Genomic DNA, 15,829 nt, shown 5'->3' with positions numbered 1-15,829 from the left:
AGAGGTAGAACCATTAAGCCCGATTTAACGGTTAATGGTCCTAAAAACGAGATTTCCAATTGAGCCCCCGTGTTGCGTTCGGTGCTTTTGCCGTAGCAAGTTGTGACTCAGCATAGTCGGTCCTGGATGTCCGTCAAGCGTCTCTCAAGATCATCTGAGTGGAAGCTCGACGCCTGATATAGGCCTCATGCCCGAATGGCTCGGCGCGGTCCACAGCCCCGTACCGAGGGGATGGATTGCCTGGGTACAGCCATCCGTCCGGTCTTCCCGCAGGGCGCTTTCGTGCTGGCGTCGACGCTGCGGCTAACGGCCGCTCGGCGGCGCGGCACGCGCTGGTCGTCCGGCGCTGCGTCGGGTGACGCCATCAGGTCGATTGGCCGAACTGTGGAGAGCTGGTGACGGCTTGATGGCCGACGGTTGGATCCTCCACTCATTCCATCGACATTGGAGGTACTGCCGTGCTGAAGAGGAATCTCGTCCGACTGGGCGCCACGCTGCTGATCTGCCTGGGGGGTGCCGTCGTCGCCCCGCAAGCCGCGATGTCGGCACCGTCGGCGACTGACAGCTCGGCCACCACGATCAGGGCGCAGGATCTGGACCCCAGCACCGCCACGATGATCCCGGCCGCGGAGCTGGCCAGTGCCGGCTGCGGATCGACGTGCGACGGGAAGAACCCGGCCACCTACAAGATCTACTACAGCGGATGCACGTCGTGCTACCACTACTGCGCGGACGATGCGACGACTGTCGCGTCGAACACCAGCGGCATCAACCTCGAGCTGCGCTACAGTCCCCGCTGCCGCACCGCCTGGGCTCGGGTCGGGTCGGACTTCTACTACCCGACCGTCCGCAGCTACTACTCCGACGGTCGCGTCCGTACGTCGTACAGCGGTTTCGCTGACGCCTACTACACCCAGATGGTGAACGACGCCGGGCTTCTCGCGAGAGCGGAAGCCTCTGCGGGCCCCACCACCTGGTGGACGTCCAAGTACTGATTCTGCCGTTCCATCGCCGTGCGGGGTGCCGCATCGGGCTGCACTTTCGCAGCAGCCCGATGCGGCACTTACCTTATGAGCCGCCGCCGGGAACGAACGCCACGGCGTCGAACCCGATGGTCTTCTCGGTGGGTGCTGACTTGAAGGAGTCGAGCCTCACGCTGGCACCGGAGCGGAGGCTGAAGTTGCCGAGCCACACCCAGCCGCCCTTGTGGTAGTCCTGGTCCACCCGTACCTGACGGGTCCGGCCGTCGCCCGTCTGGACTTCGTAGATCGCGTCATTCACGCGAGCCCCGGTCATGGGGATGTAGGCATAGATTCCGGTCCAACCGGAGTACGACGCCGGCGGTCGCCACGTTCCGATCACCTGGAACTTGACCGACCCGCGTGCCCTGGTGAACCAGTGATGACCCCCAAAGCCGTTGTCCACCTGGTGAAGGTCGATCTTCGCCGTGTACTCGTTCGGCCATCCACTCCCGAACTCGAATTTCACCGACCCGTCATTGCGTGGTCCGACGCCGCCGCAACGCGGCATGCTGGTTCCGGATAGAACGTAGTCGACCACGATCGCGCCAGACGGCAGCTGACTGGCCGTGCACCGTGGCGGATTGTGCGTGCCATCTGCCGGCTCGGAGTAGTTGTCCGGTACGTCGTAGCGAATGCCCTCGTAACCGCAGGTCTCCTCGCAATCGCTCTTCCAGGTCACGGGTTTGTGGTACCAGCACTTCAGGTCATACTGGCCAGCGCTGTTCTTGTGTAGGCAGGGCCCCGGCTTCTCGCCCTCCAAACCCGGCTCGTTCGGTTGCACCCGCTGGAGCTGGTCACAATTGTTGGTGGAATCGCAGAACGTCCAGATCTGGGGCTTGGCCTCAGAGCGCCGCAGCCGCGCCTCGATCGGTTCGCCGTTCCAGTACGCCGTGCGAAAACCAACCCCGTCGTCGCCGGTATCGATCGACTGAGCAGCCCACCCGATGACCTTCTCCTGGTAGGGCCAGTCCTGTGGATGTGCCGCGTCGCTGAACACCGGCACGTTGTCGTCTGGGTCGAGCGGGTTCCGCACGTCCAGGAACGGGTGTCGCGTCGGGTCGTACCGCGGGTTGATGGGGTTGTTCCCCCAACCCACTCCCCAGGGTGAGCCATCACCCTTGTCCGGGTAGAAACCACTGTTGTACGCCCAGGCAGCGAAGAACCAGTTCTCGATCCGGGTCGGGTCGGCGTTGTTGATCCTCAGTCCTGCGTTGTACGTCTGGTTCCACTTGTCCTGCAGGATCTGCAAGCCCGCGGAAATGTTCGCCGCGTAGTCGAGTGCAATTGCCCGCTGGTGGGTGGCCGGTCTGGCGGTCTCGCCCGGCTTCTCCTTTCCGGCCTTGCGCATACCGTCGGTCACCTGGCTGACGCCGTAGCCGCAGTCGGCCTCGTCCCAGTGGATCCGCCAGTCATCGCTGGTGTCGGAGTCGTAGTAGCGGCGGCCGTAGTAGTTGCCGATCAGCGGGTTGCCATACTCGCCGGACTCCGTCTGGGATGCCTGCCACAGGTTGGATTCCTGAGCCAGGATGCCGAGCATGACCTGGGCAGCAACATGGCCGCCGCCGGCAAGCGCCCGGGGCGGGAACATCCCCTGGGGCGAGTAGGCCGGCAGGCCGAAGCCCCGGTAGTTGGCGGGACGGCTCTGGGTCAACGCCCCGAAGATGCCGTAGTCGACGGCCCACTCGATCTGACGAGGGCGCGGATGGTAGGCGAGTGTGGCGATGTCGTTGCGCGGCACGGAACACCACGGGTCCGGGTCCTGTGGCGTGTACGGCTCCAGCACGTCATCGGCCGCGCTGGGCCCCATCGATCTGCCACTCGACGACGGTCGGGACGCGCCGATGGCCGGACTGTCCGACGTGGGGGCCGTCTCCACAGGGTTCACCTGAAAGGCGACCTCACGGCCGGACTTCATGACGCGGGCACCCAGCCGGAGAGGTGCCGGGGTGCCGACTGACACTGTCGACCCGGGCAGGCTCTCCTCCGCCGTCATCGTCCGCTCGAAGGCCAGGTCACCGTTTGTGGAGATCTCTGCCTGAACTGGCACGCTCAGTCGGCGCACCGCCGCTGGTAGCGGTTTCACCGTCTTCGGAGTGCCCGTCAGGAATACCCGACCGCTGTCGCCGCGCTCCAGGCCGAATGTGCCGATCGGACCCTCGGCGAGAGTGGTGACCCTGCTGTCGATCTGCCGACGTGCTCGCATGGCGGTTCCATCCGCCTCCAGGAAGTTGAGCCCGCCGTCTTTGTCTGCTCGGATCGCGAACGGCACGCCTCGGCTCTTCGTCACCATCCGCACCCGGCCCGCAGTGTCGACTGCGGCGAGCCTGTCGCTCAGTCCGCCGACGAAGCCGTCCCGCGTCGACACCGCCGAGGTGAACTGGCCGTTGATCTTGACCTTGGACCCCAGCGTGCCGCGTTCGGCGTCAAGCCGCAGCAGTTGGGTGCCGGGCAACCCTTCGTCGCCCTCTTGCGTCAGTGCAGCCGACTCACCCGCACCGCAGCCCGGATTGAAATACGCGAGGCTCGTCGTGACCGGAAGTTTGGTGACCTTTCCGGTCTGCAGATCGACGACAGCTGTGAAACCGCCCCGCCCGCTCAACTCGGTCTTGTTGGTGAAGCTGCGTGGGGCGTAGACGACGACCGCGCGGCGCCCGGACGACGTGACGCAGGCATTGCCGATCCACCGGTCGGTGTCGAAGCCACCCTCACGCAGCGTCGCAACGGTACGCCACGCATAGCCGTCGGCGGCATCCGCCACCAGCACATGAAGGCCCTCGGCGTCGCCCGCCGTGGTCCATGCCCGGTCCGTTGAAGTGCGCCACGACGCGCCCAGCAACTTGTCCCGATCGGCGCTGGGAACCGCTTCGGCCGGCACACCGGCTCCGGCCTTCGGTTCTGTCTCCGGTCGGGCCTGTGCCGCCGGAACCTGCACCAGAGTGAGGCCCACCGCACCCGCAGTCATCAGCGCCAACCGCAGGAAGGTCCCCCTCCTGATGGGGTCAACTGTCATGCCAGTCTCCTTCATCGTCGGTCGTTGCGGACGGTCAGTTCGGTCATGTTGGGGTACGCAGCCGCAATCTTGTCGACACCCACCATGTCGTAGTTGAATGGGTTCTCGTCACGCCCACTGTGAATCCGCACGATGATCCCCTTGATCAGAATTCCGGACTCGGGTCCTTCCCTGGGTATGGTGTAGACGGCTCCACCCATGTCTCCATCGCCGAACGCGATGGAGCTGCACCCGATCGAATCGAAATCCTTGTAGAACGGGAAACCATTACATGGGCTTCCATCTTTCAGGATGTACGTGCGGCGATCAGGCCACAGGGTGCCGGGCTCGTTGATGTCGGCCTTGATCACCGATACACCCCTGGTCTCCTCCAGTTCTCCCTGGTAACTCTCAATCCATACGGTGTTGCTGCCGACGAACTCGGTCATCTCCACCCCGCAGAAGGTGCCGGTTTCGGCGCCCGAAACACAAACCTGTTGGCCGGCGATCGGCGACTCCCAGGCATCGATCTGCCAACCGTCCTGCGTCCAGCCGGTGCCGTCATAAACAGCCGGATCGGCACCACCCTTCGGCTTGGTCAAGGTGACGCCGCGGATTGGCTTATGCCAGGCTGCGTTGACGCCCGCCGTCTCGTTCACCACGTCCCCGCTGGGGTCGACGTAGGTCTGACCGGGAGTACCACAACTCGCCGGGCCGACCATCAGTTCGGTGTTCGTGGCGTCGTCCAGAATCGGGACGCCTGAGGTGCAGTGCCATTTCGTGTCGGCATCGACAACCTCGCCGGAATCAAGTCGAACACTCCAACCGCCATTGCCGCGGTTAGTGCTCGAGTTGATGATGTGTGCGCCTCCCCATGCCGGCGTCGTGTCATCCTGGCGGCTCGGACTGGGCCAGGTGACTGCGGCGGCAGCAACTCCAGCAGAGGTGCTGCGGCCATCTGACGTTCCGGTCCTCCCGCCGAGCGCGGGCAGATCCGGCTCGCGCCGCACCGTGACCGGCACGCCGACGTCCGGCAGCTGGAGAGAAGATTTGGCACCGCTCGACAGGGTGGCCGTAATTCCGTCGCCCCGCACGGTGTAGGCGACAGACCGTATCGACCGGTTGCCGCTGGCCCTGATCTTCTCGGCAGCTCGAGCGAGTTCGTGGGCCGCGTAGCGGGCGGGCTCCACCTTCACCGGAACGCGCGCACCCTCCTGATCAAGCACGCGGCGCACCTCCGCCGGGACTTTGCCCCTCCAATAGACAGTCACTGTTCCTTGCCGAAGCGCCACTCCCGCGAAGCCTGACTGCCTCGCCTCGCCGGCAGTGCGGATACGTACCGCCGCTGCGGCCAGCGGTGCCTCGGCGGCCATCCGCGCGCGTTGTGCCGGCGTCGCGCCCTGGGTGTCAGCCGAGAGCAGCTTGTCCGCGGCCGCAGGCGTCCGTGACGCCCTGCCCGGCTTGTCGGTACTTCCCGCTGCCTCCGCTGACACTGGCAGTACGGCGAGTGCTGCACTGGCCACGCCGGCGGTGACCAGCCACCCCATGGTTCTTACCGAACCCTTCAATCCGATCCCCTCACCGTGATGACGGGCTCGCAGGGCTCAAACGAGTCGATGCTGTGGCCCGATTGGCGCGAAGTCTGTCCGGCTGTCTCATCAATCGATCACAGCTCGGACAGTCCGAGCGCGGGGAGCAGGTCAGGGTGCGGGCGGCGGCCGGCGGGTCTCGGGCCCTGATCGCGCTGGGTTGCCACCTGATTGGACGGCTCGGGACACATGACGTACTACTGCGAGTACGGCAGGATGCCTCTCTATGAGCACCCAGTCGACGCCCGGCATCGACGACGCCGGAACCACCGACCACCCGTCCCGCTCCGATGGGTTCGTCCGCGGCCTCTCCGGCGCGATCGGCGGTCCGCTGGGCGACCACGCGACGGCCCTGGATCGGCCGGCCGGGCAGGAACGCCGGTTCTGGACCGCCGTCCGGATCGTCCTGGCGCTTGCCTGCCTCACGCTCGCGCTGCACTGGGTGCAGAAATCCCCGTGCCAGGACGGCGCCTGGCAGAAGAACGTCCAGTACACCCGGTTCTGCTACACGGACGTGCTCGCCCTCTACTACGCCGAGGGTCTCAACGAGGGCAAGGTGCCCTACCGGGACCACCCGGTGGAATACCCGGTGCTGACCGGCTACTTCATGGGGGCGCTGGGTCTGCCGGTGCACGCCATCGGCGACGGCGACCCGAGCATCAACCAGGGTCAGTGGTTCTACAACCTCAACGCGCTCGTGCTCGGTGCGCTCGCCGTGGCCACCGTGGCGGTGATCCTGGCGTTGCGCCGCCGACGACCCTGGGACGCCGCGTTGTTCGCGCTCGCCCCGGCGCTGGTGCTCACCGCCACCGTCAACTGGGACCTGCTCGCCATCGGACTGGCGGCGTTCGGTCTGCTGGCCTGGGCCCGACGACGACCAGCGGTGGCCGGCGTACTGCTGGGCCTGGCCGGCGCGGCGAAACTCTGGCCGCTGTTCCTGCTGGGGCCGATCCTCATCCTGGCGCTGCGGGCCAACCGGCTCCGCGCCGCGCTCACCGCGCTCGGCGCGGCGGTGGTGGCCGTGGTGCTGGTGAACCTGCCCGCCTACCGGGCCAACCCCGACAACTGGGGTCGGTTCTTCGAGCTGAACACCACCCGGCCGATCGACTGGGGGACGCTCTGGTACATCGGGCGCTACCTCGACGGCAAGGTCGGCAACGACCCCGGCCAGCAGGGCCCGTTCGAATGGTTGAACGCCAACATCCCCGCCCTCAACACCATCTCGTACGCCCTGTTCGGGCTGGCCTGCCTCGGCGTGGCCGTGCTGGCGCTGCGGGCGCCGCGCCGGCCCCGGCTCGCCCAACTCGCCTTCCTGGTGGTCGCCGCGTTCCTCATCTTCAGCAAGGTCTGGTCCCAGCAGTTCGTGCTCTGGATGCTGCCGTTGGTGGTGCTGGCCCGCCCGAAGTGGGGTGCCTTCCTGGCCTGGCAGCTCGCCGAGGTCTGCTACTTCGTCGCCTTCTACGGGGAGCTGCTCGGCGCGGCGACCAGCCGTCCGGTCTTCCCGGAGGGCGTGTTCGTGCTGGCCTCGACGCTGCGGCTGGCGACCGTGGTGACCCTGTGCGTGCTGGTCATCCGGGAGATCCTGCACCCCGAGCAGGACGCGGTACGCGCCACCTATGCCGACGACCCGGACGGCGGCGTGCTCGACGGCGCACCCGACGCCGGCTGGATCGACCGCTTCCGCCTACGCTCCAGCACCCCGACGACTGTCACCGAGGGGGACGTGCGGGTCTGACGCTGTGGCTTGTGCGTGCCGTACCGCGCTGGGATGCGGCACCTCCGTTACGTGCCGCCGCCGGGAGCGAATGGCACGGCGTCGGTTCCGACGGTGAGCACCTGCTCGCCTGACCGGAGCCGTACCGGAGGAGCGATCACTTCCGTAGGCCGACCGTCGTGTCCGCCTGGCCGAGTGTCCGGTCGAGGCCGGTGTCACAATCGGTGTCTGACATCGTCACCTCGGGCTCTGCACTCCGGGCGCCGCTGAACCGTACACAGAGCCGCACCGTCACCTCGGCGGGCGCGAGCCCTCCGGCGTTGCCGGTGCCGTCAAAGGCTACGTCCAGCCAGATCCGATCACCCGGCTCAGACCGGCGATCGAAGACGAACCCGTTGCGCTCCCCGCTTTCCACCAACTCGGCGATCGCACCGAGCAGCGCCTCCTGGCGCGGGGCCGACGGGTCGGCCAGCGCGTTCGCCATCGCCTGCCGGGACCGTTCCGCCTTGTCGCGGACCACAGCCGTGGCCTTATCCGTGGCCTCCTGCTCCTGGTCAGGGGCACCGCAGCCGAGGCTCGACGCGGCCAGGGCCGTGCCCGCGAGAAGGCCGAGCAGCCTTCTCGCGGGCACGGATGATGAAGGTCTGGTCAAAGCCCCATCTTTTCCTGCGTGACGTCGTTCATCACCTGAGCGTAGATACCGGCGCCACTGATCTTCGGGTGGAACGACTGCTGTGACACCCCGTAGACGTTCCACGAGTCCGGTATCGGGCTCTTGAGCGGTCCTTCCTCACCGGCGGTGAGGTCCTTGATGACACCGTTCACCGTTTCCGGTGAACCGCAGATGCCCTTGCCTGAGAAGCGCTGGATCGGGTTGCCAAACCACACCTGGACCCCCTCGGCCCTGACCTCGTTGACCGCCTCCTCCATCTTCGTCGCGAGGAGTTCGGCTGTGGAGTTGAGCCAGGGCAGTTCGGCGGCGCCGATACCGAGGACGCAATACCCTTCGACCAGCTTGGGATAGCCCATCAGCAGGATCTTGGCCGATGGCGCCTTCTTGTGGATCTCTCTGAGCACGATCTTGAGTGATTCCTTGACCGGCCCTTCGATGCGCTTTCTGGTGGCCGTGCTCACCGGCTCGGTGTCGCCCTTCAACGTGCTGTCCTGGCAGAGTTGGAGGCCGGACCCGTAGATGCATTCCTGGATCACCTTGCTGAACTCGGAGTCATTACCCCCGATAGACAGGGTGACCAGGGTGGTGTTCTCATCGAGGAAACCCTTGTCCAGTTGGGACACCTCGCCGTACGAGCCGCTGCCCGTCTTGTTGAACGCGTTCGCCGGCGGTGACTGCCCGGCGGGGACGGTACGGAAGGGCAGCAGGTTGTGAGTCCGGGCGCCCGAGCAGGCGTGGAACTGGTAATCCATCTGCGGATCCCAGGAATCGGCCCGGCTGCCGATCGATGCCGAGTTGTCCGACAGCACCGCCTGCCGTGACCAGGAGTACTTGGAGCGGTGGCAGTCGTTTTGGAACAGCGCGACATCGCCGTTGACTTGCTTGAAATCGGTCTCGCGGTAGTAGTCGGCACCACGGTTCTCCGAGGCTCCCTCGCCGGAGGAGTACGAGTCCCCGAGTGCCACCACCTGGTGACGCGGCTTCGCGTTCAGCTTCTGCACCGCGATCGCGTCCCACGCCACGTCCTCCACCCCGGTGCCGTCCTGGGTGTCGGTCGACAGCCGGACGCGGGGAGTGCCGGCGAATTTGAAGACACCCAGGGACACCCAGCGGTGCTCCTGGGTGCGTTGCAGCAGGACCCGCTTCTTGCCCTTGTCGAAGCCCTGTCCGAGGTCTACCTCGTACTCGGCCTGCCGGGTGTGCGCGCCCTGGTCGGGCATGTGCACCATCACCCGGGCCCAGCCCTGGAGTTGCTGGCTCAGCGACCACGTCCCGGACACCCGCAACTTGCCCCCCAGGTCATCGGGCCGGCGGGTGTGCGCGAACCAGAAGTGCCCCCCGAATCCGCCACCGATCTGGTGAAAATCGACCTTGGATGGGTAGTGGCCGGTGCTGTCTGCGGCGAAGTCCAGATTGAAGGTTCCGGCGTTCGTCCAGGGCCGTCCGCAGCCCGGCCGGACCGACGGGGTGCCGTCGACGACGTTGTCGATGACAAGAGCGCCGCTCGGCAAGCCCGACAGGCTGCAGTTTGGTGCGTAGCTGGTGGCATCCTCCTGGTAGGCGTACCCGGGATCGAATCGGAGCACCTCATTGCCGGCCTCGAAGCCCTCCTTCCACTTCACCGGCCGGTTGTACCAACATCTCAGGTCATACAGGCCTGCGGAGTTCTTGTGGGCGCAGGGGCCTGCGGCTTCGCCCACCACGTCCGGATCATTCGGAAGGTGCAACTCCCCTGGGTGGCAGTCGTTCGAGTCGTCGCAGAACTGATCGATCGGCGGCTTGACGGTGATCCGTTGCCGAGTGTCGTTCCACCAAGCGGCACGGAAGCCCGAGACCAACTGATCTGGGCCCTCCAGCAACTCCGGCGGGTGGCCGGCAAAACCGAGCACCTTCTCCTGGTACGGCCAGAACTGCGGGTTCGCCGCGTCGGCGTACGTGTACTCCAGGAAGGGCTCGCGGTCCGCCCGGAACCTCGGGTTGATCGGGTTGTTGCCCCAACCGACGCCCCACGGGGATCCGTCGCCCAGGTCCGGGTGGAAGCCACTGTTGTACGCCCAGAGAGCGAAGAACCAGTGCTCAAGCCCGCCGGCATCCCCGCTGTTGACGATCAACCCGGCATTTCGGGTCTGGTTCCACTTCGACTGCAAAATCTGCAGCCCGGCAGCGATGTTCGCGGCGAAATCCAGAGCGATGGCGCGTTGCTTGTACGCGGGCAGGGCTACCTCGCCATCCTTCTCCCGGCCCGCCAGCCGCATACCATCAGTGACCTGCGTGACCCCGTACCCGCAGTCTGCGTCTTTCCAGCTGATGTCCCAGTCGTCCACGTCGGTGTTGTTGTAGATGTCGCGGCCGTAGTAGTTGCCGATCAGAGGACTGGAGGTGACGCCCGGGACAGCGTGGAAGGACGCCTGCCAGAGATTCGACTCCTGCGCTGCGATGCCCAGCATGACCTGGGCCGGAACGCGGCCGCCGCCTACCAACTGGATCGGCGGGAACAGATCCTGAGGTCGGTAGGCAGACATGCCGAGGTTCTTCCAGTTGGCCTCCCGCTGCACGTAGAGCGAATTGGTGATTGCCTGGTCGATTGCCCACTCGACCTGGCGCGGCTTGGGCTGCAATGCCTGGTTGCGCGGATCGTTGCGCGGGACCGAGCAGTAGGCTTCCGCCTCCACGGGGTTGGTCGGTGAGCCTGCGGCGGCTGCCGAGGCCCGGCTACCCCCGCCGGCCGACGAGAGTTTTGGATGAATGCGCCTGCCCTCGGCGGCTTGGGCGTCCGAAGCGTCACCGGGTCGCACCTGGAAATCGACCTTCTTGCCGTTGGTCAACACGGTGGCCTGAATCTTCACCTGCCGCGGCGACGTCGGGTCCGGGACCGCAACCCGTGGGTCGGCCTGACCGGCCCAGCGGACCTCGGTCAACGCCAACTGCCCGTGCGAAGACAGCTGGGATCCGGCTGCCACCTCGACCTTCGACACGTTCTTCGGTAGTGCGTGCGTCCGGTCCGCTCGACCGGTGATGAAGGCCCGGCCACCAGCGCCAGGCGTGACGCTCAGCTTGGACAGTTGCCCTTCCGCGAGCGTTCGCGGTTCGTTCTTCGACTGAGGAACGGCAAGCCGGACCCGTACCCGGTCACCCGTGCGGTCCATGAACACGACACCGCCGCCGCCGTCCGCCTTGAGCTGGAACGGTGTTCCCGAGGTGGAGGCGACGGGCGTCAGCGTGCCGTCGCCCCGCACCTGCACCAGGCGCGAACTCCCGGCGGCCACGATGGTGCGCCCCACCGGCAGGGCAGAGGTGACCTCGGCATTGACCACGATCGGTCGTGAGAGCTCGCCTTTGCCGGCATCGAGGCGGAACAGTCGAGTACGGGTGGGCCCGTCGACCTGGTCGTTCGGTAGCTGGCCGCCCAGTTGGGTGAGGACCGCCGTCTCGTCCGCGCCGCAGCCCGGGTTGAAGTAGGCCAGCGATGACTGCACCGGCAGCTTGCGCACCGAGCCGGTCACCAGGTCGACAGTTGCCGTGAAGCCGCCGCGATCGAAAAGATCAGCTTTGTTGGTGAAGGCGCGCGGCGCGTAGACGACAACGAGCCGACGACCGGAACCGGTCAGGCAGGCGTTGCCGATCCACTGGTCCGCATCGAAGCCCGGCTCGGAAAGACTGGCCACGGTCCGCCACGTGTAACCGCTGCTGGCGGTCGCGGCGAGCACGTGGAAGCCGTCGCCGTCTCCCGACGTCGTCCACGCGACGTCCTGCGACTCCTTATAGCCTTCGGTCAGGAGATCAGCCCGACGCTGCGGATCGACAGTGAACGACGGGCTGTCCGCCGGGGGTGGCGGAGCAACCGGCGCGGCTGCTGCGAATGCCACGCCGTGCACCGACTGAGGAAGCAGCACCGCACAGGCCACCGCGGCGATGAGTAGTGCCGGAGATCGGGAACGTCGACGAGCCATCGGACTCCTCTCGGGGACTCGATGCGGCCGCATTCGTCTTCAGATGCCGTGCGAAAGGCCGGAACGTAAGGGCCGTGGTGGCTGAAGAACGCGCGGATGGCACCGGGGGATCAGGGAGCCCTCAGGGTGGGGTGAGTGGTCATTGCTATCTCATCGCCGTCACATCGGCCGACCGTCACGCGCCGTCGCTGAGCGTGGCTGCGGCCGATCCGGGTGCGCGGCCCGGGGTGCGTCGACCCCATTGGCTGCCAACGATGGATCTCCGCCGTGATACCGACGCCATCGGCAGGCCGCTGGGTGACCACGCCATGGCACTGGTCCGGCGGGCGGACGTGTTGCCAGGCAAACCTCAGGTAGCGAGAGGCGTCAGAGTCGGTAGACGACGGCGTCGCCGACGTCCTGGCGGGTGATGCCGAGCGACTCGACCGGCGCGTCGATGGTGATCTCCCACGGCGTGCCGGGCACCTGGCTGCGGAGCAGCACCACCGTGCGGACGCCGAACGTCCGCAGGTAGTCGACGCTCGTCTGGTCGGGGAACGACTGGCTCACCCGACGGACGTCGTCGAGCTGCCGAGGCGTGAAACCGCTGCCGCCGTTCACGACGTCCGGGAACCCGTCGGTCGACCAGAGCATCACGTGCTGGTCGATGCTCTGGTTGCTGGGCAGCACCAGCAGCGGTCCCTCTGCCGCGCGCATCGCCGCCGGCTGGGCCGGCACCACCGGATGCGGGGTGGCGTTCAGGCCCTCGAGTGTGACCAGCAGCAGCGGCAGCAGGGTGGCCATCCGCAGCCACGGCCCCGGCCAGGACGGGATCCGCTGCGCGGCCAGCTCACGGACCCGGTCGGTGAGGGCGGTGACCGCGCCCGCCGCGAGCAACGCGAGCAGCAACGTGGTCCACAGCATCAACCGGCCCGGGGTACGCAGCGCGTTCCAGCCCGGCGCGTGCTCGAAGAGCGGCACGTAGGTGAACGTGCCGTCGAAGAAGCGGGTGCCCATCGCGAAGGCCATCGTCACCAGCACCCCGACGAGCAACAGCAGCCGGTGCCGTAGCCGCCAGACCGAGAAGAACAGCCCACCGGCGGCCAGCGCGTAGAGCACGAAGCCCGGCAGCAGCGTCATCTCCGGATGCCACGGCAGCGCCGCGCGGGCGCCCTCGTGCAACCCACCCCAGACTCGTGATTCGGCCGGCGCGGTCACGAAGCCGGACGCCGGCGGCGAGAAGATGCTGATGTCGCGGATCGTCCGCTCGGCGTACGGGTGCAGTTCGGTCACCTTGAAGTACGGGAACGCCATCAGCAGGCCCACCCCGGCGAAGAACACCCCACCGACCACATCGGCCACGAGGAGGCGGCGGCCGAACGGCAGCGCCCGGCCGGACTTCAGCCGGCGAACTCCGAACAGCACCGCGACGACGAGCACCGCGCCGGCCAGGAAGTACGCGAACGGCAGGCCGATGCCGAAGCCGAGGCTGACCTGCCAGGCCGCCACCAGCCAGCCGGCGTACACCCAGCCGTCATGCCGCCGCTCCGGCCGGTAGCCGTGCCGTAGCGACCAGCCGTGCCCCCGCGCGAGCATCGCGAGCGCCAGCGGGATGCCACCGTTGGAGAGCACGTGCAGGTGCCCGGCCTGGGCCAGCAGCCACGGCGCGTAGGTGTAGCCGACCCCGGCCACGGCGGCGCCGATCCGACCGGCACCGAGCTGCCGGGCCAGGGCGTACGCCCCGAGCGTGGCGAGCGCGTGCGCCAGCACGAACACGATGTTGTAGCGCAGCACCGCGTCCTCGGGGCCGCTGCCGAGCATCCCGGCCGGGGCGTAGCCGAGCAGCGTGTCGGAGAACGCGAAGCTCCACAGCTCCGGGAAGAACGTGTTGGACTGCCACAGTCGCGCCGGGTCGGCCAGCAGGATGTGCCCGGACCACGCCATCTGCCACGCCTGCAGGCTCGGGTCCCAGGTGTCCTGCGGAAGCGTGTAGCGCGGGTAGCGCAGCGTCGGCCAGGTCATCAGCACGGCCAGCGCCAGCGCGCCGAGGGTGGCCAGGGTCCACTCGTGGACCAGGAACCGTCCGACGGCGCGGGCGGCTCGGCTGAGTCGGCTGGGCCGCGGCTCCGGCGCCGAGGCGAACGCCTCCCAGCGTTCGGCCTCGACCGGCTTCGCGTCGCCCGGCTTCGCGTCGCCGTCGGCCTTCTGCGGACCGTCGGCGTCATCCGCCTTCGTACCCTCGGCCTCGTCGGCGTCCTTGACCGCGACGTCCTTGACCGCGACGTCCTTGACCGCGGCGCCCTTGACCCCGGCGCCCTTGACTGCGGCGCCCTTCGTGCTGCCGCGCTTCGCGGCGGATTTCCTGCCGCCGACCTTGGCGATGTCGTTCTTCGTGGCGTCGCGCTCTGGTCGGCCGTTCGGGGCGGTGGCGCCCTCGGCCCCAGCGGCGCCGGATGGCGTGTCATCGGCGCGGGTCGGGCGGTCCGCGTCGGTGTTGGCGGTCGCGTCGGTGGAAGACGTGGCGGTGGCGGAAGCCGGCGGGACGGGCGGGTCCCCGGCGCGCGTCGGCGCCGGTCGGCTCGGGGCGTCGTCGGTCGGAGTGGGCCGGGGGCTCCCGGGCTGTCCGGTGGTCATGCGGCCGGGCGCTCCGTCCCGAGCTGCTGGCGGAGGAAGTCGATGTCGGCCACCTGACCGGACACGCCGCCCGGGGTCTCGACGACCACCGGCGCCCCGGCGGCCCGGATCACGGCCACCACCAGCTCCGGGTCGATCGTCCCGCCGTCCAGGTTGTCGTGCCGGTCCTGGCCGGAGTTGAACGCGCCCTTGGAGTTGTTGGCGTGCACCAGATCGATCCGACCGGTGATCGCCTTCACCCGGTCGACCAGGCCGAGCAACTCCTCGCCACCGGCGTACGCGTGGCACGTGTCGAGGCAGAAGCCGACCTCGTGGTCGCCGATGGCGTCCCAGAGCCGGGCCAGCGCGTCCAGCCGGCGGGCGCAGGCGTTGTCGCCGCCGGCGGTGTTCTCGATGAGGACCGGGACGCCGAAGCCGCCGGAGTCCGCCGCGTACGCGAAGGTCTTGCGCCAGTTGTCGAAGCCGACCGACAGGTCGTCCCCGGCGTTGACGTGCCCGCCGTGGACGATCAGGCCCTTGGCGCCGATCGCGGCCGCCGCGGTCGCGTGCCCGAGCAGCAGCTTGCGGCTGGGGATCCGGATGCGGTTGTTGAGGGTCGCCACGTTGATGACGTAGGGCGCGTGCACGTAGAGGTCGACCTCGGCCGCGCGCAGCCGCTCGGCGTCCTCCCGCGGCTTGGGGGCCTTCCATCCCTGCGGGTCGGAGAGGAAGAACTGCACGGTGTCGGCGGACCGGGCGGCCGCCTCCGCCAGCGGGTCGGTCGAATCGACGTGGGCTCCGATACGCATGGCAGCGAGCCTACGTCGCGACCCCGACGGCTGCGGCGACGGCTGGCGCGGTGTCGTCGCTCGTCGCGTCACCCCGGCTGCTCGACGATCGTTGATGGGATGGAACCCGGCGAGCACGGCCCGGGGCTGCGCGTGGCGGGTCCGCCGCGCATGGCAGTCGGCGCTCGTCGGCCCGAGAGCGAGGTCATCCCCGCGGCGCGGCCCGGCACCGCGGGGGCGACCCCTCGACGTACCAGATCTCCGCCGTTGCAGAATCTCGGAAAATTCTGCCTTTTGCCCCGACAAGGGACGAGAGCCGTTGTATCGTCGGATAACAACACGATAAAGCTCCGCGGGGCGTCTTCGGTCCAACCTCATCGGTGTGGTCGTTCCTCCCCAGGTCCCACCCAAGGAATGCGGACGGGACGCTCCGCGGCCTCGTTGACGGGGGCTCGCCACCGACCAGTGACGGTCGGGTGGTGGGTCCCCGTCGGCACGCCCGGGGCACTGGC

General features: G+C 67.8%; 8 protein-coding genes. 2 read left to right on the top strand and 6 right to left on the bottom strand.

Features of this window, described 5'->3' with window-relative positions:
- The first annotated feature begins 458 nt into the window (after window positions 1–458).
- Entirely contained in the window at window positions 459–995 is a 537-nt protein-coding gene (locus ACFYPH_RS10315; RefSeq protein ID WP_354855759.1) for a DUF2690 domain-containing protein, read from the top strand.
- A gap of 73 nt (window positions 996–1,068) precedes the next feature.
- On the opposite strand, the gene ACFYPH_RS10310 is transcribed toward ACFYPH_RS10315, so the two are convergent.
- Together ACFYPH_RS10310 and ACFYPH_RS10305 are read right to left on the bottom strand one after the other, a co-directional pair.
- On the bottom strand, window positions 1,069–4,032 hold the full coding sequence (locus tag ACFYPH_RS10310) for a hypothetical protein (protein WP_387180778.1): 2,964 nt from the start codon (window positions 4,030–4,032) through the stop codon (window positions 1,069–1,071).
- Window positions 4,033–4,043: 11 nt separating this feature from the next.
- Entirely contained in the window at window positions 4,044–5,558 is a 1,515-nt protein-coding gene (locus ACFYPH_RS10305) for a hypothetical protein (protein WP_387180775.1), read from the bottom strand.
- Window positions 5,559–5,826: 268 nt separating this feature from the next.
- On the opposite strand from ACFYPH_RS10305, the gene ACFYPH_RS10300 reads away from it, so the two are divergent.
- Window positions 5,827–7,335 (top strand): glycosyltransferase family 87 protein, encoded by a 1,509-nt coding sequence (locus ACFYPH_RS10300; RefSeq protein ID WP_387180773.1) that lies wholly within the window; start codon window positions 5,827–5,829, stop codon window positions 7,333–7,335.
- A gap of 136 nt (window positions 7,336–7,471) precedes the next feature.
- Here the strand turns inward: ACFYPH_RS10300 and ACFYPH_RS10295 are convergent, their stop codons facing one another.
- The 4 genes from ACFYPH_RS10295 to ACFYPH_RS10280 form a co-directional block, all read right to left on the bottom strand.
- Window positions 7,472–7,798 (bottom strand): hypothetical protein, encoded by a 327-nt coding sequence (locus tag ACFYPH_RS10295; protein WP_354855763.1) that lies wholly within the window; start codon window positions 7,796–7,798, stop codon window positions 7,472–7,474.
- A 164-nt stretch (window positions 7,799–7,962) separates the two neighbouring features.
- Window positions 7,963–11,937 carry an SGNH/GDSL hydrolase family protein gene (locus ACFYPH_RS10290; RefSeq protein WP_354855764.1) on the bottom strand — a complete coding sequence of 1,325 codons (3,975 nt, stop codon included), beginning with the start codon at window positions 11,935–11,937 and terminating at the stop codon, window positions 7,963–7,965.
- 366 nt (window positions 11,938–12,303) lie between these two features.
- Window positions 12,304–14,550, bottom strand: coding sequence for a hypothetical protein (locus tag ACFYPH_RS10285; protein WP_387180769.1), 2,247 nt, complete (start codon window positions 14,548–14,550; stop codon window positions 12,304–12,306).
- Complete coding sequence (locus ACFYPH_RS10280) at window positions 14,547–15,338, bottom strand: deoxyribonuclease IV (protein WP_355063374.1); 792 nt, start codon at window positions 15,336–15,338, stop codon at window positions 14,547–14,549. Before ACFYPH_RS10280 ends, ACFYPH_RS10285 begins: the two co-directional genes overlap by 4 nt.
- Window positions 15,339–15,829 lie beyond the last annotated feature (491 nt).

It is taken from the genome of Micromonospora sp. NPDC005252 (assembly GCF_042872475.1).
Classification (GTDB): domain Bacteria; phylum Actinomycetota; class Actinomycetes; order Mycobacteriales; family Micromonosporaceae; genus Micromonospora.
Note: the sequence above shows the minus strand (reverse complement) of the source record. Positions and strands in the feature narration are given on the sequence as shown.